We start from the raw sequence: 19447 nt of genomic DNA, 5'->3' as shown, positions 1-19447 counted from the left end.
TGCGAATGCGCATGGCCGCAGTCGACGCGCGCAGTCTACGGCGTGTGAAACCGGGCACTCGCTCCGGTAGACTTCAACAGTTAAGACGTGTCGCGAAATCACCGCTGCGCGCAACCGTCAGCTTTCAACGGAGCAACATGCGAGTTCTGGTCAGTAACGATGATGGTGTGGATGCCCCCGGCATCCACGTGCTTGCCGAGCGCCTGCGCGAAGTCGGCGAAGTAACCGTGGTGGCGCCCGATCGCGATCGCTCCGGCGCCAGCAACTCGCTGACGCTGGATTCGCCGCTGCGCGTGCTGCCGATGGGCAACGGCTACTTCCGTGTGGCCGGCACGCCGACCGACTGCGTGCATCTGGCACTGGCCGGCCTGCTCGATGAAGAGCCCGATATCGTCGTGTCCGGCATCAACAATTCGGCCAATCTCGGTGACGACGTGATCTATTCCGGCACGGTGTCGGCGGCGATGGAAGGGCGCTTCCTCGGACTGCCGGCGATCGCGGTGTCGCTGGTGACCAAGGATCACAACGGCCACCATTACGACTGCGCAGCGCAGGCCGTGCTGCTGTTGATGCAGCGCCTGCTGGTCGATCCGCTGCCGGCCGACACGATACTCAACGTCAACGTGCCCGATCGGCCCTGGTCGGAAATTAAGGGTTTCGAAGTGACCCGCCTTGGCCGTCGGCATCGTGCGGCGCCTTCGGTGGCGCAGATCGATCCTCGCGGTCGACCGATCTGGTGGATCGGCCCGGCGGGCGAGGTCGACGACGACAGTCCCGGTACCGATTTCAACGCGGTGCAGCGTGGCTTTATTTCCATCACACCGATTCACGTCGATCTCACTCGCTTTCAGGCGCTGGAAAAAGTCAGCAGCTGGATCGAGGAGTTGAGCGACAGCGTGAAGCATGACCGCACCAACGCGCACGAGGTGGTCTGAGCGATGACCGTCTATCGATTGCCGGCGGCTGAGCTGAAAGGCGAGGGCATGACCTCGCAGCGCGCACGTGATCGCCTGGCCGTGAGCCTGAAAGAGAGCGGCATTCGCGACCCGCGGGTGATCGAGGTGATTCGCGACCTGCCACGTCATCACTTCATCGATCAGGCGCTGCATTCGCGCGCCTACGAAAACACCGCGTTGCCGATCGGCCACGGCCAGACCATTTCGCAGCCATGGGTAGTGGCGCGCATGACCGAAGTGCTGCTGGAGCACTTCGATGCCAAACAGGGCATGCCGAAGAAGGTACTGGAGATCGGTACCGGCTCGGGCTATCAGGCGGCCGTGCTCGCGGCCCTGGTGCCGGAGCTTTTCACGGTCGAGCGTATCGAGGAGCTGCTGCGACAGGCGCGGCGGCGCTTTCGCCAGCTCGGCATTACCAATCTGCGTTCGAAGCACGACGACGGCAAGCTCGGCTGGCCGGACGAGGCGCCGTTCGACGCGATCATCCTCACCGCGGCGGGCGATACGATTCCCACCCGCATTCTGGACCAGCTCACGCCCACCGGCGTGCTGGTCGCACCCGTCGGTTCGGCCAGCAGCCAGACCCTGATCCGCATGCGCGGCGATGGCGAAGGCGACTTCATCCAGGAAGAGCTGGGCCCGGTGAGCTTCGTACCCTTGCTTGGCGGGATCGGCTGATGCGGCTGTTTGGAAAACTCTATGCCCAGGCGCTGGTCTGGGCGCGCAGCCCGAAAGCGATTTACTACCTTGCCGGATTGAGCTTCGTCGAAGCCTTCATCTTTCCGATTCCGCCGGAGGTGATGCTGGCGCCGATGATGTTGGGCAAACGGCACAAAGCCTTCCACTTCGCGAACCTGAGCCTGCTGTTTTCGCTGCTTGGTGCGCTGGTCGGATATGCGCTGGGGCATTGGGCGTTTCAGGCGTTGCGGCCGGTACTCGATTCGCTGCACCTGCTGGCGCCGATCGAGCAGGGTGTAACCGTGCTGCGGCAGCAGATGGCGCAGCATCGGTGGGGGCTGTTCGGCGTGCTGATCCTGGCAGCGCTGCAGCCGGTGGTACCGATGAAGTTCGTGACCTGGGCCTGCGGCATCATCGGCGTGCCGGTGCTGCCGTTCCTCGCCTGCATCGGGATCGGGCGTGGCAAGCGGGTATGGCTGCTTGCGCTGCTGATTCGCCTGTTCGGCGAGCGGGCCGAACGCATTCTGCATAAATATATCGAGTGGATCGGCTGGGCCGCGCTGGTGCTGCTCGGGCTGCTGCTGGTCTGGTGGGTTTGGCTGCGTTGAGCGCCGCTCGTGCAGTGGAGCGGTCTGGTATGAAAAAAGGATGGCGCCTCGGTATGCTGCCCCCCATGAATGGAACGACCTTGAATCGACTGGTTACACGCCGACCTTTGCCGTTGCTGGCGCTTGCGATCGCATCGACGATGCTGGCTGCGTGCGGCACCATGCACAGTTCGGTGGTCGTCGAGCCGGCGGCTGGCGGCAACTACAGCAGCGGAAATGTCGTAACGCAGGCTGCGCATACCTCGATTCCCGGCGGCAGCTATCAGGTGGTGAAGGGCGATACGCTGTATTCGATTGCCTTTCGCAACAAGGTGGACTTTCGCGATCTGGCGCAATGGAACGGCGTTGCCGCGCCTTACACGATTCATCCGGGCCAGCGGCTGAAGCTGTCTCCGGCCACGACGCCAGCGGCCGTTGCCGGCACTCGCCCGACCGCTCCGATTGCGCCGCCATCTTCGACAATCGCCCAGACTTCGGTGCCGGTGCATGCGGCGTCGGCTCCGCCGGCCGCATCGACGCCCATGTTCGAGCCGGTCACCGCGCCAGCGGCCGCATCGTCCGGTGCAAAACCGCCAGGCTCGGCAACCGTTGCGGCTGCGCCCGCCGTCGCGGCGCCGCCCAAACCGGCGATGCCGGCAACCGCCGCTACAACCAGCGTCGTTCCGGTGGCGGGCGTAAAGACGCCTTCGCCTGCCGTGCTGCCACCGCCAGCGCCCGCGCAGGCGGTTTCCACCGGCCCCGCGCGCGCGGTGAGCGGCGTCACCTGGCGCTGGCCGGCACAGGGCACCTTGATCAAGCGCTTTCAGCCCGGCGATGCGATCCCCGGTATCGAGATCGGCGGCAATGCCGGCGACGCGGTACGCGCGGCGGCCGATGGCGTGGTGGTCTACAGCGGCAACGGGCTAGTGGGTTATGGCGAGCTGGTCATCATCAAGCACAGCGACAGCTTCCTGTCGGCTTACGGACACAACAGCAAGCGCTTGGTGAAGGAAGGTCAGCGCGTGACGGCCGGCCAGCAGATCGCCGAAATGGGTTCTACCGGCGCCGCGCGCAATGAACTGGAATTCCAGATTCGCAAGGATGGCAACCCGGTCGATCCTCTCGGCTACCTGCCGCCGCATTGAAAACCGGAAAGTTAGCTCGACGGCAGTGACGGGGTCGGCAGGATGAATCCGGCAATCACCCGTCGCCCCTCGCCGGCGAGCAAGTTGTAGGTGCGTGCCGCGGCGGCGTTATCCATCACTTCGATGCCGATGTTCCGGCGCAGGAATCCGGCCATAAAGGCCGCCGAAGGGAATGTCTGCCGAAGGCCGGTACCCAGAATCACCAGCTCCGGCTGCAATGCCAGCATGGCCTCGACATGGTCGGCACCCAGCTGGCTGGCGGCATCCACCGTCCAGTTTTCGATCGCCTGATCCGGCGCCAGCAGGAAGCTGCAACTCAGTTCACGATCAAGCAACGTGATGCTCTGTGCGCCCACGCGGCGCACCAGCAGATAGCCATCGGTTTGATCGAGTGACAGGTCCATCAGCGCGGCAGGGCGATCTTTGGTTCGTCGATATTGCGCCGGAAAAGCACCACGACGTGGCCGATCTTGTGGATGATTTCGGCCTCGGTACCCACACTCAGGGTCTCGATCTGGGCCTCGCGCTCTTCCTTGTCGCCGCCGGACAGCTTGACCTTGACCAGTTCGTGCTGATTCAGTGCCAGGCCGAGCTCTTTGACGACCGCGTCGCTGGCGCCCTTGTTGCCGAGCAGGATCACCGGGCTCAAATCGTGGGCGAGGCTGCGCAGGTAACGGACCTGCGAGGAGGAAAGGGCCATGTCGTACGTACTCAATTCGCTGTCATTCGACATCTAAGGGTATCATGCGTCTACAAGCCGCACGTCGAAAAACATTCGGCCGTCACAGGCGATGGACGATCTTCAGTACTGTTCCTGCCGTCAGCGCGTGTTTTCTCGGCGTTTCAGCAATTCCTCTTTTTTGGCTGTCTCCGACCATGACCCGCAGCAAAAGCAGTGCCGTATGGCTGCGCGAACACTTCAACGACGTCTACGTCAAAAAGGCCCAGGCCGAGGGCCTGCGTTCGCGCGCGGTCTACAAGCTCGAGGAGCTGATCGAACGCGATCGTCTGCTCAAGCCCGGTATTCACGTGGTCGATCTGGGCGCGGCGCCGGGCAGTTGGTCCCAACTGGTGCGCCAGCGGATGGGCGATACTGGCACCGTGGTGGCGCTGGATATTTTGCCGATGCAAAGCATCGCCGGTGTGGATTTCCTGCAGGGCGATTTCCGCGAGGAGTCGGTCTTGCGTGAGCTGGAGGGCCGACTAAACGGTCAGAAGCTGGATCTTGTGCTGTCCGATATGGCCCCCAATATGAGTGGTGTGGCGCTCGCCGACCAGATCCGTGCCATGGATCTGGCCGAGCTGGCGCTGGACTTCAGTCGACAGTGGCTCAAGCCCGGCGGTTCGTTCCTGATCAAGTTGTTTCAGGGGGCCGGTTTTGACAATTACTTGCGCAGCTTGCGCGCGGACTTCACCCGCGTGACTATGCGTAAACCAAAGGCCTCACGCGCCCGTTCGCGTGAGGTGTACGCACTGGCAACAGGCAGAAAGCCTTCTTCGGTGCAACCGGGCGAGAAACGCGAATGAATGAGACAGCTAAAAACGTATTGCTCTGGGTCATCATCGCGGCGGTTCTGTTCGCCGTGTTCCAGAGCTTCAATCCGCACGGATCCTCCTCTTCCGATCTGCCTTACAGCGCCTTCGTGCAGAGCGTCGACAACGGCAACGTGTCGACGGCCGTCATCAGCGCCGACCAACCGGCCACCATCAGCGGCAAGCTGAAAGACGGCAGCACTTTCCATACGGTCGCCCCCGTGCTCGGCATCTCCACCAATGAGGTGGTGAAGCAGATGCAGGACAAGGGCGTGGAAGTTCGCCAGGATCCGTCGGAAGGCTTCTCGCTGATCGGACTGCTGATCAGCTGGCTGCCCGTGCTGCTGATCGTCGGCGTGTTCATCTGGTTCATGCGCCAGATGCAGTCAGGCGGCGGCGGTCGGGGCGCCATGAGCTTTGGCCGCTCGCGCGCCAAGCTGCAAGGCGAGGATCAGATCAAGGTCAATTTCAGCGACGTCGCCGGTTGCGACGAAGCCAAGGAAGAAGTGGGCGAGCTGGTCGAGTTCTTGCGCGACCCGGGTCGCTTCCAGAAGCTGGGCGGCAAGATTCCCCGCGGCGTGCTGATGGTGGGCCCGCCCGGCACCGGCAAGACTCTGCTGGCCAAGGCGATCGCCGGCGAAGCCAAGGTGCCGTTTTTCGCGATCTCCGGTTCCGACTTCGTCGAAATGTTCGTCGGCGTCGGCGCCAGCCGCGTGCGCGACATGTTCGAGCAGGCCAAGAAGCACGCGCCCTGCATCATCTTCATCGACGAAATCGACGCGGTCGGCCGCCATCGCGGCGCTGGGCTCGGCGGCGGTCACGATGAGCGTGAGCAGACATTGAACCAGCTGCTGGTCGAGATGGATGGTTTCGAAGGCACCGAAGGCATCATCGTCATTGCCGCAACGAATCGACCCGATGTGCTCGATCCGGCATTGCTTCGTCCGGGCCGTTTCGATCGTCAGGTCGTCGTGGGTCTGCCGGACGTGCGTGGCCGCGAGCAGATTCTGAAAGTGCATATGCGCAAGGTGCCGACAGCGAGCGACGTCAATGCCATGACAATCGCGCGCGGCACGCCGGGTTTCTCCGGCGCCGACCTGGCCAACCTGGTCAACGAGGCGGCGCTGTTTGCGGCGCGCGAGAACGCCCGCGAAGTGCGCATGGTTCATCTGGACAAGGCGCGCGACAAAATCCTGATGGGCTCCGAGCGCCGCTCGATGGCAATGAGCGAGGACGAGCGCAAGCTCACGGCATATCACGAGTCGGGCCACGCCATCATCGGCCGTCTGGTGCCGGAGCACGACCCGGTTTACAAGGTGACCATCATCCCGCGCGGCCGTGCGCTGGGTGTCACCATGTACTTGCCGGAGGGTGACAAGTACAGCATCAATCGCGTCGCCATCCAGTCGCAGCTTTGCTCGCTCTACGGCGGTCGTGTGGCTGAGGAGCTGATCTTCGGTGCCGACAAGGTGACCACGGGTGCGTCCAACGACATCGAGCGGGCGACCAAGATGGCGCGCAACATGGCGACCAAGTGGGGCCTGTCCGACGAGCTGGGTCCAGTCACGTATGGCGAAGACGAGGACGAGGTGTTTCTCGGCCGCTCGGTGACGCAGCACAAGAGCATCTCCAACGAGACGGCAAGCAAGATCGACGAAGTGGTGCGCGGCATCCTCGATCGCGCTTACGCGCGCACCAAGGAGCTGTTGACCGCCAATATGGACAAGCTGCACATCATGGCCGAGCTGTTGCTGCAGTACGAAACCATCGACGCGCATCAGATCAACGACATCATGGCAGGGCGTGAGCCCGGTCCGCCTGCCGACTGGACCAAGAATCCGCCGACCAGCAGCACGCCACCGCCACCGCCGCCGAAAAGCGACGCGGGGCAGCCCATCGGCAAGGTGGGCGATCCGGCCGCGCAAAATCGTTCTGGCTTCTAAGGCTGGGCGAGGCCGAAGCTTTCTTGCTGGGTACGAAAGCGCTTCGCGCATATTCGAAAGCGGTTGATAGAAAGGCGGCCATCGTGTCGCCTTTCTGTTTTTCGCCGTTCCACACGCTGACCCTAGCCATCCATCAAGCTGCATGCCGCGCAAAACGCCATCGCAGCGTAACTTCGGCCTTTGATGATGTCGCCTAAATGAAATTTTTTGACGAAAAGTGTTGACGCATGGGTGCGGAGTCTGAATAATTCCGCTTCTTGGTTCGCCGCATCGATGCCCAAACATTGTTGCAGCAGTCAGACGTTTTCAGTGCGCCCGTAGCTCAGTTGGATAGAGTACCTGGCTACGAACTAGGTGGTCGGGAGTTCGAATCTCTCCGGGCGCACCATTTACACGGCGAGGCGGGGTGCTTGCACCCCGTTTTGTTTTTACGGGAAGCGGTTTTCTCGTAGAGATATTAGGTATAGATACAAGGTGCGTGCTTCGATACGGATTGACGGATCGCGGTGTCACCCGTAACATTTGAAGGCTTCGATGAGTTGAAATCTTCGATCGATCGTTGCGGGGTATAGCTCAGTCTGGTAGAGCGTTGCGTTTGGGACGCAAAAGTCGGGGGTTCGAATCCCTCTGCCCCGACCAGCAACGCGTTCTTCTGGTAGTGACTGCGCCTGTAGCTCAACCGGATAGAGCATCGGCCTTCTAAGCCGACGGTTGCAGGTTCGAGTCCTGTCGGGCGCACCAGTTTCAAGATTTATGGTGGGTGTAGCTCAGCTGGTTAGAGTCCCGGATTGTGATTCCGGTTGTCGTGGGTTCGAATCCCATCATCCACCCCAGTTTCAAAGCCCAGTTTCATCGGGCCGTTAGCTCAGTTGGTAGAGCAGTTGACTCTTAATCAATTGGTCGAAGGTTCGAATCCTTCACGGCCCACCAATTCGAAAGGGACTTGCGCTTGCGCAGGTCCCTTTTTTCTTGGAGAGAAGTAAAGCGCCGGTGTCGCGCCATCGGCTTGAATAGGCGGCTTGTGCTGCGGTGTCGTGGAACCGTAAAATGGAGCGCTTTCGTATAAGGGAATCATCGACTTAGACGAGCGCGGCAAAGGCGGGGTGGGGCTAATTCTCAGCGGCGATTGGCGGAGAAATAGGCTTGGCATTCCTGTGGTTGCGCGAGTTTTCCGTGGTTGGCGCGCGAGAGTGGCGGAATTGGTAGACGCACCAGATTTAGGTTCTGGCGACTAATCATCGTGGGGGTTCGAGTCCCCCCTCTCGCACCAAGCCAATCGTTGTTAAATCAGGCAGTTAGACCGCCCGATGTGTCAAGAGTTGATTTCCGGTGCGCTATCCCTGTCTCGGGAGGCTTGAAGGGAATCAGATAAGGTGCCACGGAGCTTCGTGAGTGCCGCAGCGCCTTCTATGAGGCTGTCCGACTCGACGTGGGCATAGGTGTCACTCGTCGTCTGCGTCGTTGTGTGGCCCAGCCAGGTGCTAACCAACACCAGGTTCCCCGTCGCCTTCAGGAGACGCGTAGCGAGCGTGTGGCGCAGGGCGTGGATGACGCACTCCTTGTTCGTGATCCCGGCCATCTTCTTAGCCGCCGTCCAGATGTGCTGCGCCCGACGTTTCCGCAGATCGCCGAAGGGGCCGACTCGATGCTTCTCGGCGGCGGGCAGGGCCAGCATCTCCTGCAGCACTTCGCGCGCCATGCCCGTAACCGGCACCGTCTTCGCCTTCTTGTTCTTCAGCTCCTCGCGGCGGTGAGCCTTGATGAGCCAAGTCCCGTCCGCCGTGTCCACCACGATGTCCTCCCAGCGAATCCGCAGGCCCTCACCGAGACGCATGCCGGTCTCCACAAGCACCTTGAACAGCCGCAGGTACTTGTAGGCGTCCTTCTTACGCGGTGGGCCACCCTTGGGGCCTACACGGGCCTCATCGAGACTCGCGACGGCCGCAAACAGCGCCTCCTCGTCCCGCAGGCTCGCGCTGTACGTCCGTGGGTTCTTGTCGGAGAGCATCGTGAGCACAGGGAGGTTCGGGTAGCCGTCCTCAGCGTGCCGGAAGACGTTGAACACCTTGGAGAGACAGGCCAGTCGCTTATTCACCGTGCTCGGGGCCGCGCCGCTGTCCAGCAGCTTCGTCCCGAAGTCCTTGCACTCCTTCAGCTTGATGGATTGCAGCGGGCGGTCTGCGCCGAAGTGAAGCTCGATCTCCTTGCACAGCGACTCGTACCCTTTCCGTGCCTTGATGTTGCGCCACACTTCCGGGTCAGCGAAGCAGCGTGCAAACGCGTCGTGCAGCGTGATCCCGTTGGACTGCTTCAGAGCTGCCCTGTGCATCGCGGAGGAGTCACCGCGAGTCATGGCGATCAAGTCCGCCTTCGGGATGTTCGGATGCGCCCTGAGCGCGTTGACGATGGCCTGCTCCTTCACCAGCGCGGCCGTGCGGTCGCGAGTGCCAGAGGACATTACCTCGCGTCGGCCGTCCACCTGGACGCGGATCATGTAGTAGCGGCGGTCAGCTTGACCGGCTTTCAGCGTGCCTTTGAGTTCCAGCGACATCAGGGTTTCTCCCATAAAAAAACCCGCCACATGGGCGGGTTAAGAGGTGACAGGATTTGATCGTGCGGCGCGGGCTACGTGCGGGCGTCCAGCAGACGATTGAATAGTTCAGCGAACTCGGCGGCGAACTTCTCGCCCTCCGGGGTCAGCACAATGGCGTTGTTCGTGCGGCTGGCTCCACTACGCTCGCGCGTGATGAGACCCGTGGAGGGCGCGTCCGGTGTTAGACGGCTTCGGCCCTCAAGTAGATCGAACTGGCGAGAGATGGCGGAGTCTTTCACGCCGCCCACCTCTCGATAGATGTCAGTTTGCAGCGCGCCGGGGTTCTTCAGGGCTGCGAACAAAGTCGAGGCGTTGGCAAGCGTAAACTTCGAGCCTCCCTCTACGTCCCGTCGTATCTTCTGGAGCAGCGCGAACATGATGCGCGATGCATCCGTTGGCGTGAGGTGTGTCATCGGGAATCCTGATTGGAGGTACTGGCTCCCACGAAATGTAGAGCCTTGCGATACCGAAGGCAATGACTATGCTCAACGGGGTGGGACGTTCAAAGTAGAACTGGAAACCTCTCGACAGTTCAATGAGTTGCAGCGTAACGGCGGGGATATGGTGGAGCATGTTTCGGCTTCCTAGTCAGACCTTGATCGTTCGATAGATTGTGGCATCACGGGTTTTTCACGCAAGACGCGTTCAGCGTCACATTTCGTCGTCATCCGATGCTGTGGTGCCGCAAGTCCTTGCGATCACTTCATCCGGCGTGACGCCCTGCGTCGTATCAAGGAGAGAATTAAATCTCTCCCACACTGAAAAGGGACTCATCGTTTAGCTCCTGTTTCGCAACGTCATCACCAGCCAGCCGGCGAAGACCGCGACGTAGAGAAGGACAAAGGCAGCAGCGACGGCCCTCGACTGCGTGATGGATACCGCGAAGCCCCCTAGGGCCAGGGCGACCATTAGGGCGATTAAGGGGGTCGGGTAGTGTGTTCGATTCTTCATTGAGTTTCCTTCGCTCACACCTACGCCTCAGCGTGGTGCAGGCTGACTTGATTGAGTGAAAGAGAGGGGTATGCTGTCGGCCTGCCCGCTGAGTCAGACGGCTGTAGTCACCCCTCGGCGCCAGTCGATGAGGCGGGCAACTATTCGGAGCTGCCGGTATGCAAGAGCGCGACGAAGAGACCTTCTGCTATCGAGGTTTCCTACTGATCTGCGTGCCCTGTCAGATGCAGTGCGGCGGCTGGAGTGCATCAGCGGCCGTTGTGAATTACAGCGGGCCACACGATGTCGTCGTGGCCGATACTCCCGGCGACCTCACTCTCATATCAAAGAAGGCCGCCGTCGAGTACGCACAAGCCTGGGGTAAGCAGTGGGTGGACGATAGCCTAAAGGCTTCAGATCCTGCCGAGTCCGCGCACTAAACGTAACTTTACGATCAAATTCACACAATTCCATTAAGGCCCAGGTAAAACTACATTCCCCTCATTTCTGTCAACCATATGGTGTGGAGCCCTTATGTGTGACGTACGTCAAAGTGACGACCTATATTCCGTCGCGCAGAAGGTCCGTAATTGGATCAGGGCCGAATATGCCCGAGCGCAGTCGATAGAGCGCAGAGAGGAACTCCTGGGCATGCGATTCGAGCTCAGTCGACATTTGGAAGGTCAAGCAGGCACGTTCCAAGAGCTTCGGTTGCTTAAATCCCTTCACCGGACAGAGTACCACTGCCTCCTCGTGAGTGAGGCATCAACCTTGTCTGGAATGGTCAACGATTGTGTGCTTCGGAAGATCATGGAACGAGAAGTGCGCGCAGGCCGCATGAAGCTCGACGACGAGCTTTATCTGCGCGTGAAGGCAAAGCTAGATGTCCTCTGTCTTGTGAAGCCCATTCCGCCTCATGAGGTCAAGGAAGCCTTAGCGAGAGGTGCTGAAGAGCGGCCGTCCTCTAAATACCTGCCGCGGATTTCTATCGCCTGATTCCAACAGCCAAATTTGATCCTAATCGCCGTCGTTCGTGCCTATCGTGGCTATGCCTCACTTCTTCGCGTCGATGTCCGCCAGATCGCGCCGCAGCGAATCCTTGCGCCGCTCGATAGCGAGCCGCACGCACTCCTGCAGCGCCTCCTTGACCGGCGCGAAGTCTTCAGCGTGCAGAGTCACGCGCCGCAGGTGCTCCCGCTTCCCCTCGGTGTAGCTGTAGAGCGCCACGTCGATGCCCGAAAGGAACAGGACATCGAGGTTCAGCGCGATGAGCTGGTTGCGCGCCTCGATTAGCGCGGCAGTGGTTTCAGTCGGTTTCATCAGTGGTTCCAAAAGGCGTAAGTGGTGCCGTTGACGTACTCGAACGACACGTCGCCGTTTAGCTCCATGTCGCGCAGGTAGCGCGATGAATCGAAGTAGCTCCGCAGGTTCTCGGGCATCTCATCCAGCACCCCCGTCTCCTCTAGGAAGTTGTCGATCCAGTCTTCTTCGCTGTCGGCCTCCCCGGCACGGCAGTCTTCAAAGTCGGATTCGCTCACGTCATTGACGTGACGCCACTCGATGTAGGCCCGCCACGCGTCCCCGTGCTCCTCAACCAAGCGCACCTGTTCGCACAGGTCTTCCAGCGACGGGTTCTCGCCCATGTCCGGGCAATCGTCATAGTCGTGAATCGACCACTCCTCCGCGCTTGGAACCTTGCCGGTTCCCTTGCAGTAAAGACAAGGGACCACAGACGCGTAGTTGTGCAGGTCGGTCAGCGGATGGTGGTGCTCCTTCGTGCCCTCGCAGATGGGGCACGCCACGGAAACGTTCGGATGCTTTGAAGTCCGCAGCATGGCCGCGATCTCCCCTTGCACGTCGTCGGCATCCTTGCCGTCAAGGTCGATCCACTCGCCCAACAAAAGCCCCGCGTTGTAGTCGCTCAGGGATGCCACGTATATCCGTGCCATAGTCAAGTCTCCCGATAAGTCAAGCGTTAAGGCGCAAAGAAGCCGAGTAGTGCCTTAGCGGCCACGGTCACGGCGAATAGGTAACCCACCGTGCCCGCCAGTGCGCGGCGCTTCCCGTGCAGGGGCCTAGCAGGTGCCGGCTGGTATCCGATGGACACGGCGGGCCGCTGCGGTTGGCGGGTGTGGAACGGGTACGGGTTGCGGTCAATCCTCATCAGAGAACCCCTCGAAAATGACGCGGCTGCAGTGGTCACAAGTGACCCCCTCATCGGTATCGCACTCCGCAGTCACCGCAGCCGGCCGGAAGCCGTCACTACAGCCGACGCGGTGCGACCACGACACGCTCGCCCACTGATCCCGGACGCAATCCGGGCACAGCACGCCGCCGTCAGTGGTAACCAGCGCCAGCGCATAGCCTCCCGGCCATGCATACCTCTCCCGCCTCACCATGCGCGCCGCAGCCATCGGGTGACCGTGCTGTAGCGCCTCCATGTAGTTGCGCATTGCGCTCTCCAGTGAATAGGAACCAGTGAAGCCCCCTCAGAATCGAAGGGGCTGCGCTTGTGCCTAGTAAGTGAACCCAGCGAACAGGACAGTTCCAGGCTTGACGTACAGCCAGCGGTTCGCATCCTCCGCGTCTACCAGTTGCCAGCGCTTCATGTCGGAGCGGTAGCACTCGACCATGTAGACCTTGCGCGCTGTCTCCTTGTGCTTGACGTACTCACCCTTCAGCTCATGCACGGGCTTGCTACATTCGTGATCCAGCATTGCGTTCCCCTTGGTTAACCTGCTGCCGTGGCGTTGTCTTCTACGGCCCTTGAAGCGTGTTTCGCTATCCATCGCGTTCTCCAGTGAGTGAGTCAGGAAGTGCCCTCTCAGGATCGAAAGGGCACTGTGTGAGGCACTCATGTGTCTCAGAGCATCGCCATCAGGCACGCTTGGTAGCGCCGCTGGGTCGTGAATAGCTGGTGTCAGATGTCGGTCGGTGTTGCCTTGACCGTGGAGCGAATCTTAAATCAAGGCTTGCGGTGTGTCAAGTATTACGTTGCAGCAAGTTCCCTTTATCAGTGCCTAGCAGGGCGACGGTATGCCGTCATTCGCGGTTCGATCCACTTAGCAGCGCCGTTGCCGGATGCCTTCGTTTCCCTTGCCGCTCCGCGTTATCCCTAGGGAAGCCCGTGGTGCCCTGTGCTCCTTCACTGCGCAGCGCGTTGGATGCGGTGCGGGCCGGTGGCTTCATGCCGTGGCTTGATGACTACGTTACCATCAAATTCCTTTGTGTCAAGACTTGATTTTAGGCAATCGCAAAAAAAACAGATAGCCACATCAGGCCGTGCGGAGTCATCAGGGCACAGCAAGGGCACAGCTAGGGCCGTGCGTGCTGCAGCGTGAGCCGTGCGGAGTCTTCAGGGGTACATCAGGGCAGGCCATGAGCCGTGCAGGCACAGCAAGGGCACAGCAAGTGCACAGCATGAGCCGTGCGGGCAGGGCGTTGGGCAAAACTACAGATGAGAACAGACAAGCAAGCGCACATTGCGGCGCATGCCGTGGCCTAGCAGGCTCATCAGGGGCACATCAGGGCATCAGGCGGGCCGCTAGGGATAGCGCATCGGATACAGGAGGGCGTGCGGATGGCGTAGCAGGGCCATCTAGGGGCATCAGGTGCCGGCCGAGGTGCCATCAGGTGCCGAGAATGAAGCACAGTGCGCGTGTGGTTCTTCACGTCACGACGCGAGGCGCGCGATCATTGACGCGGGCACGGGGGCGCGCGTGCGATCCTTCAGCATTGATACCCCAACGAAAATCTCTGCCTAACATTTCAGGCCCCCGCAGGGACCATCAGAGCACCTTCGTGAGAGCAGGACCGCACTCGTCAGCATCGCCCAGGAGCGTCGTGGCGATGATCGTTTGGGAGCGGTCAGTGACGATGGACAGATCACAGTAGGCGGTGCGCGCGTAGCCATCCTCATAGGAGACACTCCGCACTGTCCCGCTGACCGGCGTGAGGCCGATGGTGCCGTGGTAGGTCGAGGTGGTTACCGAGGGGAGCACACGGATCGAGGAGCTGAGGGAGAACCGCTGGAGACGACGGACGCCATCAGGGAACGGCTGGTTGATGTCGGGCTTGCCCATGCGCGCCGTAGCGGTCGAGTAGGGCTGGCCGATCAGCTTGGCATCCACACGCGCCTGCTGCTTGGGCATCGAGGTGGTGCATCCAGCGAGGGCCAGGAGGGCCAAAAGGGGCAGCAGACGGTACATCTGTAACTCCATGAATCTAAAAGGGTAATAGTAAAACCACTAGCATAGGAGCAGAGAGGAGAAGGAGGAGAGCAAGAGCACCTAATGAGTACATAAGGAGCACCACTAGAGTCATCAGGAGAGGAGGGGGTGATCTCCTTCATCAGACCCTGGCAGTGCCTTCCTTGGTATGATACGCAAGAACTTGCAGGGGTGGGAAGGGGTGATTGTCCTCTTTGATCCAGCGATCACAGACGGGCACTCACAGTCCCCAAAAGAGGAGAGCAGAGATGGCAGCGTTCCTTACAAGACAGCAGATCAAAGACAAGCTGAAAGTGCTAGACAGACACACGAGCTTCTGGTTCTTGGAGCACGGGCACAACGACACATTCTGGTGTCTGTTCGCCAGCGAGGCGGACGACATTACCGAGAACGTGGGACCGCACGAGCGCGACTGGGCTCAGGAGCGGATCGACGCGATCCTGGTAACGCACGGGATTAATCCTAATCAAGACATTGCACCGTGCGATGGTTAGAGCCTTAATCGTCCTTGACGATACCTCGACAAACTCGCTCTTACAATCGCCGCGCGCTTAGCGCAGCGTGACCATTTTTGACCGGAGCGGAGTCATGGCCTTGACGAAACTTGAAGCGGAAGTGTTGAAAGACATCTGTCGTGGGTGAACAACCGAATGCACGACAAGACTCTTTACGAGACCTTGGAGTCTCTTGGACTAATATCAAAGTGCCTGAGCGGGCATTGGGCCTCCACGCGCGCTGGACGGCTATATGAAATCGCTTTACATCGACGCACGGTCGTTAGTCTTCAAACGAAGCTCTTAGAGTTATGTGCTGTCCCACAGCCGACGCTCATGGCTAGTGTGGCGTTCTTGCTAGGGAGCTTGGCACCCTGGCCTACGCCAGCATTGCTTTTGAGAGCGCAAGCTCTGAATCCGCCTGCAGTTTCAAGAACGCGTTGTCGATATGTCTAGTTAACTGTTCGACACCAAACGGCTTACGAACAAACTCGTAGGCAGGGTGCATACCTTCGATCTCTGAAACGTCGTCTGCAGAAAACAAAACGATCGCTATCGATGGATACGTGAGTAGAGCCAATTCTGCAATCTCTACCCCGCCCATTTGACCAGGGAGATTGACGTCCGCCAGAAGCAGGTCGATCCTCGGGGTAGTATTGATCCAGATTGCAGCACTGATGAAGTTTTCGGCTGAAAGAATTTCTACGTCGGGCCATTGCTCGACTACCCACTCGATTGAATCTCGCACAGCTGGATGATCTTCAACTATAAGCACGCAGAGCTTTTCCATGTCACAAGCGCTCCAGCGCCACGTAAGTTCCCCAATAGACACACTAGCCCCTATTTGGCCAATTAGGTGGGTTTTCTCACTAAGCGCGAGTTTGGCGGCTAGTGCGCGCGACCGCCTTCAAGTTTTAGACGCGCGATAGGCGGCCAGGTCGGCGTCGATCTGCAGCACGTCCTTGTGGTACTCAGCGACGATGGCCGGCAGGCGATCCTTGCAGATTTCGTAGACGGCCACCACGGGCAGGACGGTGAACTTGAAGATTACCCAGGCCCAAGAGTGATCGGCGAGGAATTGAGTCAGAGCTTTCATTTGCTATTCCAGAGTTTGATTTCGGCAGCACGACGATTCGCGAGACCGTTGTTGACGACGAGAACGCCGTTGATGGTTTCTTTGTTCCACTTCACAAGCTGTCCAGGGACTGCTGCGTAGTCGCCGGCATTGAGCAGGCGGAGCAGGGTGGAGGTCACGAAAGCAGTGCGTCCCTCGTTGAACACGAAGGACACCAGGACGATCCACTGAGCCTCTGTGAGAGCCACGCGGACGTAGCGGTTCACGCAGGTCACGGCGGTCAGAAGATCGGCCTGGAGGAGCGCACGGGAGCGCTCAGGGGTGATGCGGAGACCCTTGGTTACATCCGGGCCGGTGTGGCCGACACCGATAGTCAGGGTGCCGTTTGTGTCGGGATACGCGACAAGCCGCTCGCCTTCGACTTCGATGATGAAGTCTTCCAGGCGGGGAGTGATTTGATAGGCTATGGATACTCCAAGGGGGGAAGGGGGAAGACTATGAATGGATGGACGTTGTTAGGTAATTTGCTGACAAACGGCTTGTTTCTGTTGGTCGTGAAGTGGCTGCTAGACAGAAATGAAACGAAGCGCGTCGCTCTCTTCAATGCCGCGTTGGGGAGACAGGCGTTCGAGCATCAAACTGTTTATCCGCGATTGCACGAGAAGGCGCTGGAGGTCGTCACTCAGTCGCTTGTCCTCCTCTCGCGGTTTACTCAGGAAGTGATTCGATACACGGACTTGACCAAAGGGATAAGCGGCGGTCCAACGGATGAGGAAGGCCTTCCAGAGGTAGTCGATGCGCTCAATAACTTCAGGACTTATTTCTATGGGAACCGCATTTATCTCCCCAAACAGGCTGCAGACGAGATAGACAAACAGGTGTTAGTGCTGGTCGGAACAGCGAATGTCTACCTGCACATGGTCCACAAGCGCACTACTAACGGTCAGCCTGTGGACTGGCAAATGATTAGCAGCAAAATCAACGACGACATGCTCCCGGCATCAAAGGAGCTGGAAAGAATCTATCGAACTCTTGTGAGCATTGAAGCGGTCTTCCCTGGATTCGCTTTGCCAGAGGGCCATTCTGCAGGTGCCGTCCTTGGCAGCCCGTCGCCTCAATAGTTGTCAAAGAAATTAGGACGAGACGGCTTATGCCCGATGACAGACTCAGCGAACTTCGCGTACTCAAGCTCCATCAGTTCTTCGAGACGCTTCTCCTCCTCGTTCGTCACGTCGCGGTCGAGGTATTGCGTCCAGTAGGCGACCGCCATCGCCAGCGCATCGAGCCTGTCGTCGTGTCGGAGGGCACCACGGTCACGCGTGATACGGCTAAGTTGGTGGAACAGTTGGAACTTCGGTTCATCCTTTTGATCGGCGCGCATGAGCGCGGCGTCAACGATGAGGCGATGCTGGTTAAGCACTGGCTCCAGCGTGTCGATGATGCGGCGCTCTTTCTGTCCCGAGCTATGCGTCTCCTCGACGGTGCAGGGATAGATACGCCGCAGCACAGGCTCCAAGAGCTTGATGAACATGCCGTCGCCGAAGTTGCCTTCGACCAGGATGAGCTTCACCTTCTCAGCGCGAGCGATATGGGCGATGCCCTCCAGAACGGCGTCGTCATACCCTCCTTTGAGGCCACCGGCTCGGCGGAGATAGACCATGCCGCGCAGCATTTTGGTAACGCTGTAGCCGGTCTCGTCGCCGCCACGACCGGATGGGTCAACGGACATTACCGAGCCGGTGTACTCCTCGACATCCTTGGAGAGATACATAGGGCGGTGCAGCCGATCACCAGTGAATCCGACTGACGGGATGTCGTCGATCACCTGTTCTTTGCCGCTGGCCCACATGACTCTTACAGGAGCAGCTTCTCGATCAACGTCCATGACGATGAGGTCGGCAAGCTTTAGCGGGTAACGCTCCTGATCGGACAACGTGGTGTCGAGCATGAACTGGAGCAGGAAGCCGCCACGACCGTAGGACGCCTCACGGCGCAGCAAGTCTTCCTCATGGAACCGCGTGGGTTCTACAGGAGTCCATGCGATGCCAGGGTTCCTCTCGAACGCCTCGGCGATGAACGGCGCGAGCCGTCCGTTGTATTGCGAGTAGTGCTTCTGATCCTTCGGATACCGGGCCGGCCAGATACGGATTTCGTAGCCACGCGCGGGGAGCTGGTTGTAGATGGACTCCTCGGTCTGCGGCGTGCCCAGGTAGACGATCTCCGCGTGATCGAGCGGCTTCAGGATCGCGTCGAACTCCTTGATGAGTTCGCCCAGCTTCTCGCGTTGCGCGACGGTAGCTGAGTTCTTCACGACCTCTACGTCATCCGCAATGATCGTGTCAGCGCGGGAGCCGGTGAGCTGACCAGTGATGCCCACCGACTTCACGGAAGGGGACTGGTCGGGTTTCGCGGGGCCGACATCAAACGCGAGGTTCGAGTTGCGCTGGTCGCCGCGTGGCTTCAGGTGAGCCAGTTCGGGGATAGTCTCGATCAGACGCTTGGTGAAGATCGAGAACGCGTCAGAGCGATCCTTAGATGCTGAGACGACGAGTATCTTGTGCTGCGGGTCGCGCCACAGGAGCCAGCAGACATACGCTGCGGTGATCCAGGATTTCCCGATGCCTCGGAAGGCTTCGATGACGCGACGGCGAGGGCCGTACTGCAGATATGCAGCGATGTCGTACTGGACAGGAGTAGGCGCCGGAAGGCCGAGCTGCTGCCAGATGTGGAAGACAAAGTTACGGAAGTCCTCGAAGGGATGCGGCTCGCTCAATGACTCCGATCAGTGGTTGGGTCGAAGGGAAACTCTTTGAGCTTGTCGGCCAGCTTGCCGGTCGCACTGCCAGGGACGGGGACAGATTCGATCCCTTCGTCCTTGAGCATCTGCCGGGCCACATTGAGGATCGCAGCGAGGCCCTTTTCGCCAGCCGGGATCGCGTCAATGCTTTCCGTCAGTTTGTCCACGACCGCCGTGTGCAGGCGTTCGAGTGATTCTTTACTTGCTGCCACCAGAACCTCCTAGGAAGCGAGAGAACAAGCTCTCCAGCGCGGTAGTGCCGAGGGAAGCCAGGGCCGCCGCGAGACCCACATGGGCCGGGAAGGAGAGCGTGGGGAAGATGACGACAGCGAAAGCTGCGCTCATGCTGAGACCAGCCGTGGTGATGCAACGTGCGAGTGCGATCTTCCAGTTGGCAGGATCGGTAGAAGCAAGGGTTTTACCGAGGCCGATGATGGCCCCGGTAACGCCCAAGGAGGCGAGTAGTTTCGTGTCGTTATCCATTGTG

24 protein-coding genes and 6 tRNA genes are annotated in these 19447 nt (G+C 59.9%); 15 read left to right on the top strand and 15 right to left on the bottom strand.

All coding sequences use genetic code 11. From position 1 onward, the window contains the following. The first annotated feature begins 137 nt into the window (after window positions 1–137). The 4 genes from surE (at window position 138) to HDE76_RS03685 (ending at window position 3366) form a co-directional block, all read left to right on the top strand. Window positions 138–935: a 5'/3'-nucleotidase SurE gene (surE, locus tag HDE76_RS03700; RefSeq protein WP_184505477.1), complete on the top strand. Its 798-nt coding sequence runs from the start codon at window positions 138–140 to the stop codon at window positions 933–935. Window positions 936–938: 3 nt separating this feature from the next. Beyond that, window positions 939–1634, top strand: coding sequence for a protein-L-isoaspartate(D-aspartate) O-methyltransferase (locus HDE76_RS03695; protein WP_184505475.1), 696 nt, complete (start codon window positions 939–941; stop codon window positions 1632–1634). Then, complete coding sequence (locus tag HDE76_RS03690; RefSeq protein WP_184505473.1) at window positions 1634–2242, top strand: VTT domain-containing protein; 609 nt, start codon at window positions 1634–1636, stop codon at window positions 2240–2242. Before HDE76_RS03695 ends, HDE76_RS03690 begins: the two co-directional genes overlap by 1 nt. 140 nt (window positions 2243–2382) lie before the next feature. Next, on the top strand, window positions 2383–3366 hold the full coding sequence (locus HDE76_RS03685) for a peptidoglycan DD-metalloendopeptidase family protein (RefSeq protein ID WP_255481441.1): 984 nt from the start codon (window positions 2383–2385) through the stop codon (window positions 3364–3366). A gap of 11 nt (window positions 3367–3377) precedes the next feature. Here the strand turns inward: HDE76_RS03685 and HDE76_RS03680 are convergent, their stop codons facing one another. Beyond that, on the bottom strand, window positions 3378–3770 hold the full coding sequence (locus HDE76_RS03680) for an Mth938-like domain-containing protein (protein WP_184505469.1): 393 nt from the start codon (window positions 3768–3770) through the stop codon (window positions 3378–3380). Beyond that, on the bottom strand, window positions 3770–4066 hold the full coding sequence (gene yhbY / locus HDE76_RS03675; protein ID WP_184505719.1) for a ribosome assembly RNA-binding protein YhbY: 297 nt from the start codon (window positions 4064–4066) through the stop codon (window positions 3770–3772). The genes HDE76_RS03680 and yhbY overlap by 1 nt, the downstream gene beginning before the upstream one ends. A gap of 176 nt (window positions 4067–4242) precedes the next feature. On the opposite strand from yhbY, the gene rlmE reads away from it, so the two are divergent. The 8 genes from rlmE to HDE76_RS03635 all read left to right on the top strand — a co-directional run bounded on the left by rlmE (window position 4243) and on the right by HDE76_RS03635 (window position 8112). After that, a complete protein-coding gene (gene rlmE / locus HDE76_RS03670) occupies window positions 4243–4893 on the top strand; it encodes a 23S rRNA (uridine(2552)-2'-O)-methyltransferase RlmE (protein WP_184505467.1) in 651 nt (216 codons plus the stop codon). Then, window positions 4890–6842, top strand: coding sequence for an ATP-dependent zinc metalloprotease FtsH (gene ftsH, locus HDE76_RS03665; protein ID WP_179476902.1), 1953 nt, complete (start codon window positions 4890–4892; stop codon window positions 6840–6842). The genes rlmE and ftsH overlap by 4 nt, the downstream gene beginning before the upstream one ends. A 311-nt stretch (window positions 6843–7153) precedes the next feature. Continuing rightward, a tRNA-Arg gene (locus tag HDE76_RS03660) sits at window positions 7154–7230 on the top strand. A 174-nt stretch (window positions 7231–7404) separates the two neighbouring features. Continuing rightward, window positions 7405–7481: transfer RNA gene (locus HDE76_RS03655), tRNA-Pro, on the top strand. 25 nt (window positions 7482–7506) lie between these two features. Then, window positions 7507–7583, top strand: a tRNA-Arg gene (locus HDE76_RS03650). 15 nt (window positions 7584–7598) lie between these two features. Further along, window positions 7599–7675, top strand: a tRNA-His gene (locus HDE76_RS03645). 21 nt (window positions 7676–7696) lie between these two features. After that, window positions 7697–7772 (top strand) — tRNA-Lys (locus HDE76_RS03640). A gap of 254 nt (window positions 7773–8026) precedes the next feature. After that, window positions 8027–8112 (top strand) — tRNA-Leu (locus HDE76_RS03635). 42 nt (window positions 8113–8154) lie between these two features. Here the strand turns inward: HDE76_RS03635 and HDE76_RS03630 are convergent. After that, window positions 8155–9393, bottom strand: a complete 1239-nt coding sequence (locus HDE76_RS03630; RefSeq protein ID WP_184505465.1) for a site-specific integrase — start codon at window positions 9391–9393, stop codon at window positions 8155–8157. A gap of 74 nt (window positions 9394–9467) precedes the next feature. Next, window positions 9468–9848 (bottom strand): MarR family winged helix-turn-helix transcriptional regulator, encoded by a 381-nt coding sequence (locus tag HDE76_RS03625; RefSeq protein ID WP_184505463.1) that lies wholly within the window; start codon window positions 9846–9848, stop codon window positions 9468–9470. Window positions 9849–11016: 1168 nt separating this feature from the next. On the opposite strand from HDE76_RS03625, the gene HDE76_RS03620 reads away from it, so the two are divergent. Further along, window positions 11017–11361 (top strand): hypothetical protein, encoded by a 345-nt coding sequence (locus HDE76_RS03620; RefSeq protein WP_184505461.1) that lies wholly within the window; start codon window positions 11017–11019, stop codon window positions 11359–11361. Window positions 11362–11418: 57 nt separating this feature from the next. Here the strand turns inward: HDE76_RS03620 and HDE76_RS03615 are convergent, their stop codons facing one another. The 5 genes from HDE76_RS03615 to HDE76_RS03595 all read right to left on the bottom strand — a co-directional run bounded on the left by HDE76_RS03615 (window position 11419) and on the right by HDE76_RS03595 (window position 14573). Beyond that, the gene (locus tag HDE76_RS03615) at window positions 11419–11685 is read right to left on the bottom strand and encodes a hypothetical protein (RefSeq protein ID WP_184505459.1); all 267 of its coding nucleotides are present in this window, start codon (window positions 11683–11685) and stop codon (window positions 11419–11421) included. Next, window positions 11685–12299 carry an antirestriction protein ArdA gene (locus HDE76_RS03610; protein ID WP_184505457.1) on the bottom strand — a complete coding sequence of 205 codons (615 nt, stop codon included), beginning with the start codon at window positions 12297–12299 and terminating at the stop codon, window positions 11685–11687. Before HDE76_RS03610 ends, HDE76_RS03615 begins: the two co-directional genes overlap by 1 nt. 219 nt (window positions 12300–12518) lie before the next feature. Continuing rightward, window positions 12519–12818 (bottom strand): hypothetical protein, encoded by a 300-nt coding sequence (locus HDE76_RS03605; protein ID WP_184505455.1) that lies wholly within the window; start codon window positions 12816–12818, stop codon window positions 12519–12521. A 63-nt stretch (window positions 12819–12881) separates the two neighbouring features. Beyond that, on the bottom strand, window positions 12882–13154 hold the full coding sequence (locus tag HDE76_RS03600; protein ID WP_184505453.1) for a hypothetical protein: 273 nt from the start codon (window positions 13152–13154) through the stop codon (window positions 12882–12884). 999 nt (window positions 13155–14153) lie between these two features. After that, window positions 14154–14573: a hypothetical protein gene (locus HDE76_RS03595; RefSeq protein WP_184505451.1), complete on the bottom strand. Its 420-nt coding sequence runs from the start codon at window positions 14571–14573 to the stop codon at window positions 14154–14156. Window positions 14574–14842: 269 nt separating this feature from the next. On the opposite strand from HDE76_RS03595, the gene HDE76_RS03590 reads away from it, so the two are divergent. Continuing rightward, a complete protein-coding gene (locus tag HDE76_RS03590; RefSeq protein ID WP_184505449.1) occupies window positions 14843–15088 on the top strand; it encodes a hypothetical protein in 246 nt (81 codons plus the stop codon). A gap of 379 nt (window positions 15089–15467) precedes the next feature. Here HDE76_RS03590 and HDE76_RS03585 read toward each other — a convergent pair whose 3' ends face one another. The 3 genes from HDE76_RS03585 to HDE76_RS03575 form a co-directional block, all read right to left on the bottom strand. Then, the gene (locus tag HDE76_RS03585) at window positions 15468–15878 is read right to left on the bottom strand and encodes a response regulator (protein ID WP_184505446.1); all 411 of its coding nucleotides are present in this window, start codon (window positions 15876–15878) and stop codon (window positions 15468–15470) included. Between the two features lie 117 nt (window positions 15879–15995). Further along, on the bottom strand, window positions 15996–16184 hold the full coding sequence (locus tag HDE76_RS03580; protein WP_184505444.1) for a hypothetical protein: 189 nt from the start codon (window positions 16182–16184) through the stop codon (window positions 15996–15998). Beyond that, entirely contained in the window at window positions 16181–16489 is a 309-nt protein-coding gene (locus HDE76_RS03575; RefSeq protein ID WP_343205653.1) for a lysozyme, read from the bottom strand. Before HDE76_RS03575 ends, HDE76_RS03580 begins: the two co-directional genes overlap by 4 nt. A gap of 30 nt (window positions 16490–16519) precedes the next feature. Here HDE76_RS03575 and HDE76_RS03570 point away from each other — a divergent pair, with 30 nt between their 5' ends. Then, a complete protein-coding gene (locus HDE76_RS03570; protein WP_184505442.1) occupies window positions 16520–17284 on the top strand; it encodes a hypothetical protein in 765 nt (254 codons plus the stop codon). Here HDE76_RS03570 and terL read toward each other — a convergent pair. From terL to HDE76_RS03555, 3 genes are read right to left on the bottom strand one after another with little or no spacing between them, the layout of a single operon-like run. Then, the gene (gene terL / locus HDE76_RS03565; RefSeq protein ID WP_184505440.1) at window positions 17278–18936 is read right to left on the bottom strand and encodes a phage terminase large subunit; all 1659 of its coding nucleotides are present in this window, start codon (window positions 18934–18936) and stop codon (window positions 17278–17280) included. The genes HDE76_RS03570 and terL overlap by 7 nt on opposite strands. Next, the gene (locus HDE76_RS03560) at window positions 18933–19172 is read right to left on the bottom strand and encodes a hypothetical protein (protein ID WP_343205638.1); all 240 of its coding nucleotides are present in this window, start codon (window positions 19170–19172) and stop codon (window positions 18933–18935) included. The genes terL and HDE76_RS03560 overlap by 4 nt, the downstream gene beginning before the upstream one ends. Beyond that, on the bottom strand, window positions 19159–19443 hold the full coding sequence (locus HDE76_RS03555; RefSeq protein ID WP_184505438.1) for a hypothetical protein: 285 nt from the start codon (window positions 19441–19443) through the stop codon (window positions 19159–19161). Before HDE76_RS03555 ends, HDE76_RS03560 begins: the two co-directional genes overlap by 14 nt. Between the last annotated feature and the right edge of the window lie 4 nt (window positions 19444–19447).

It is taken from the genome of Rhodanobacter sp. ANJX3, from assembly GCF_014200755.1.
GTDB lineage: Bacteria > Pseudomonadota > Gammaproteobacteria > Xanthomonadales > Rhodanobacteraceae > Rhodanobacter.
Note: the sequence above shows the minus strand (reverse complement) of the source record. Positions and strands in the feature narration are given on the sequence as shown.

Coding starts and splice junctions, on each gene's coding strand:
- surE (WP_184505477.1), top strand. CDS start 138: ATGCGAGTTCTGGTCAGTAACGATGATGGTGTGGATGCCCCCGGCATC.
- HDE76_RS03695 (WP_184505475.1), top strand. CDS start 939: ATGACCGTCTATCGATTGCCGGCGGCTGAGCTGAAAGGCGAGGGCATG.
- HDE76_RS03690 (WP_184505473.1), top strand. CDS start 1,634: ATGCGGCTGTTTGGAAAACTCTATGCCCAGGCGCTGGTCTGGGCGCGC.
- HDE76_RS03685 (WP_255481441.1), top strand. CDS start 2,383: ATGCTGGCTGCGTGCGGCACCATGCACAGTTCGGTGGTCGTCGAGCCG.
- HDE76_RS03680 (WP_184505469.1), bottom strand. CDS start 3,770: ATGGACCTGTCACTCGATCAAACCGATGGCTATCTGCTGGTGCGCCGC.
- yhbY (WP_184505719.1), bottom strand. CDS start 4,066: ATGGCCCTTTCCTCCTCGCAGGTCCGTTACCTGCGCAGCCTCGCCCAC.
- rlmE (WP_184505467.1), top strand. CDS start 4,243: ATGACCCGCAGCAAAAGCAGTGCCGTATGGCTGCGCGAACACTTCAAC.
- ftsH (WP_179476902.1), top strand. CDS start 4,890: ATGAATGAGACAGCTAAAAACGTATTGCTCTGGGTCATCATCGCGGCG.
- HDE76_RS03630 (WP_184505465.1), bottom strand. CDS start 9,393: ATGTCGCTGGAACTCAAAGGCACGCTGAAAGCCGGTCAAGCTGACCGC.
- HDE76_RS03625 (WP_184505463.1), bottom strand. CDS start 9,848: ATGACACACCTCACGCCAACGGATGCATCGCGCATCATGTTCGCGCTG.
- HDE76_RS03620 (WP_184505461.1), top strand. CDS start 11,017: ATGCGATTCGAGCTCAGTCGACATTTGGAAGGTCAAGCAGGCACGTTC.
- HDE76_RS03615 (WP_184505459.1), bottom strand. CDS start 11,685: ATGAAACCGACTGAAACCACTGCCGCGCTAATCGAGGCGCGCAACCAG.
- HDE76_RS03605 (WP_184505455.1), bottom strand. CDS start 12,818: ATGCGCAACTACATGGAGGCGCTACAGCACGGTCACCCGATGGCTGCG.
- HDE76_RS03600 (WP_184505453.1), bottom strand. CDS start 13,154: ATGGATAGCGAAACACGCTTCAAGGGCCGTAGAAGACAACGCCACGGC.
- HDE76_RS03595 (WP_184505451.1), bottom strand. CDS start 14,573: ATGTACCGTCTGCTGCCCCTTTTGGCCCTCCTGGCCCTCGCTGGATGC.
- HDE76_RS03590 (WP_184505449.1), top strand. CDS start 14,843: ATGGCAGCGTTCCTTACAAGACAGCAGATCAAAGACAAGCTGAAAGTG.
- HDE76_RS03585 (WP_184505446.1), bottom strand. CDS start 15,878: ATGGAAAAGCTCTGCGTGCTTATAGTTGAAGATCATCCAGCTGTGCGA.
- HDE76_RS03580 (WP_184505444.1), bottom strand. CDS start 16,184: ATGAAAGCTCTGACTCAATTCCTCGCCGATCACTCTTGGGCCTGGGTA.
- HDE76_RS03555 (WP_184505438.1), bottom strand. CDS start 19,443: ATGGATAACGACACGAAACTACTCGCCTCCTTGGGCGTTACCGGGGCC.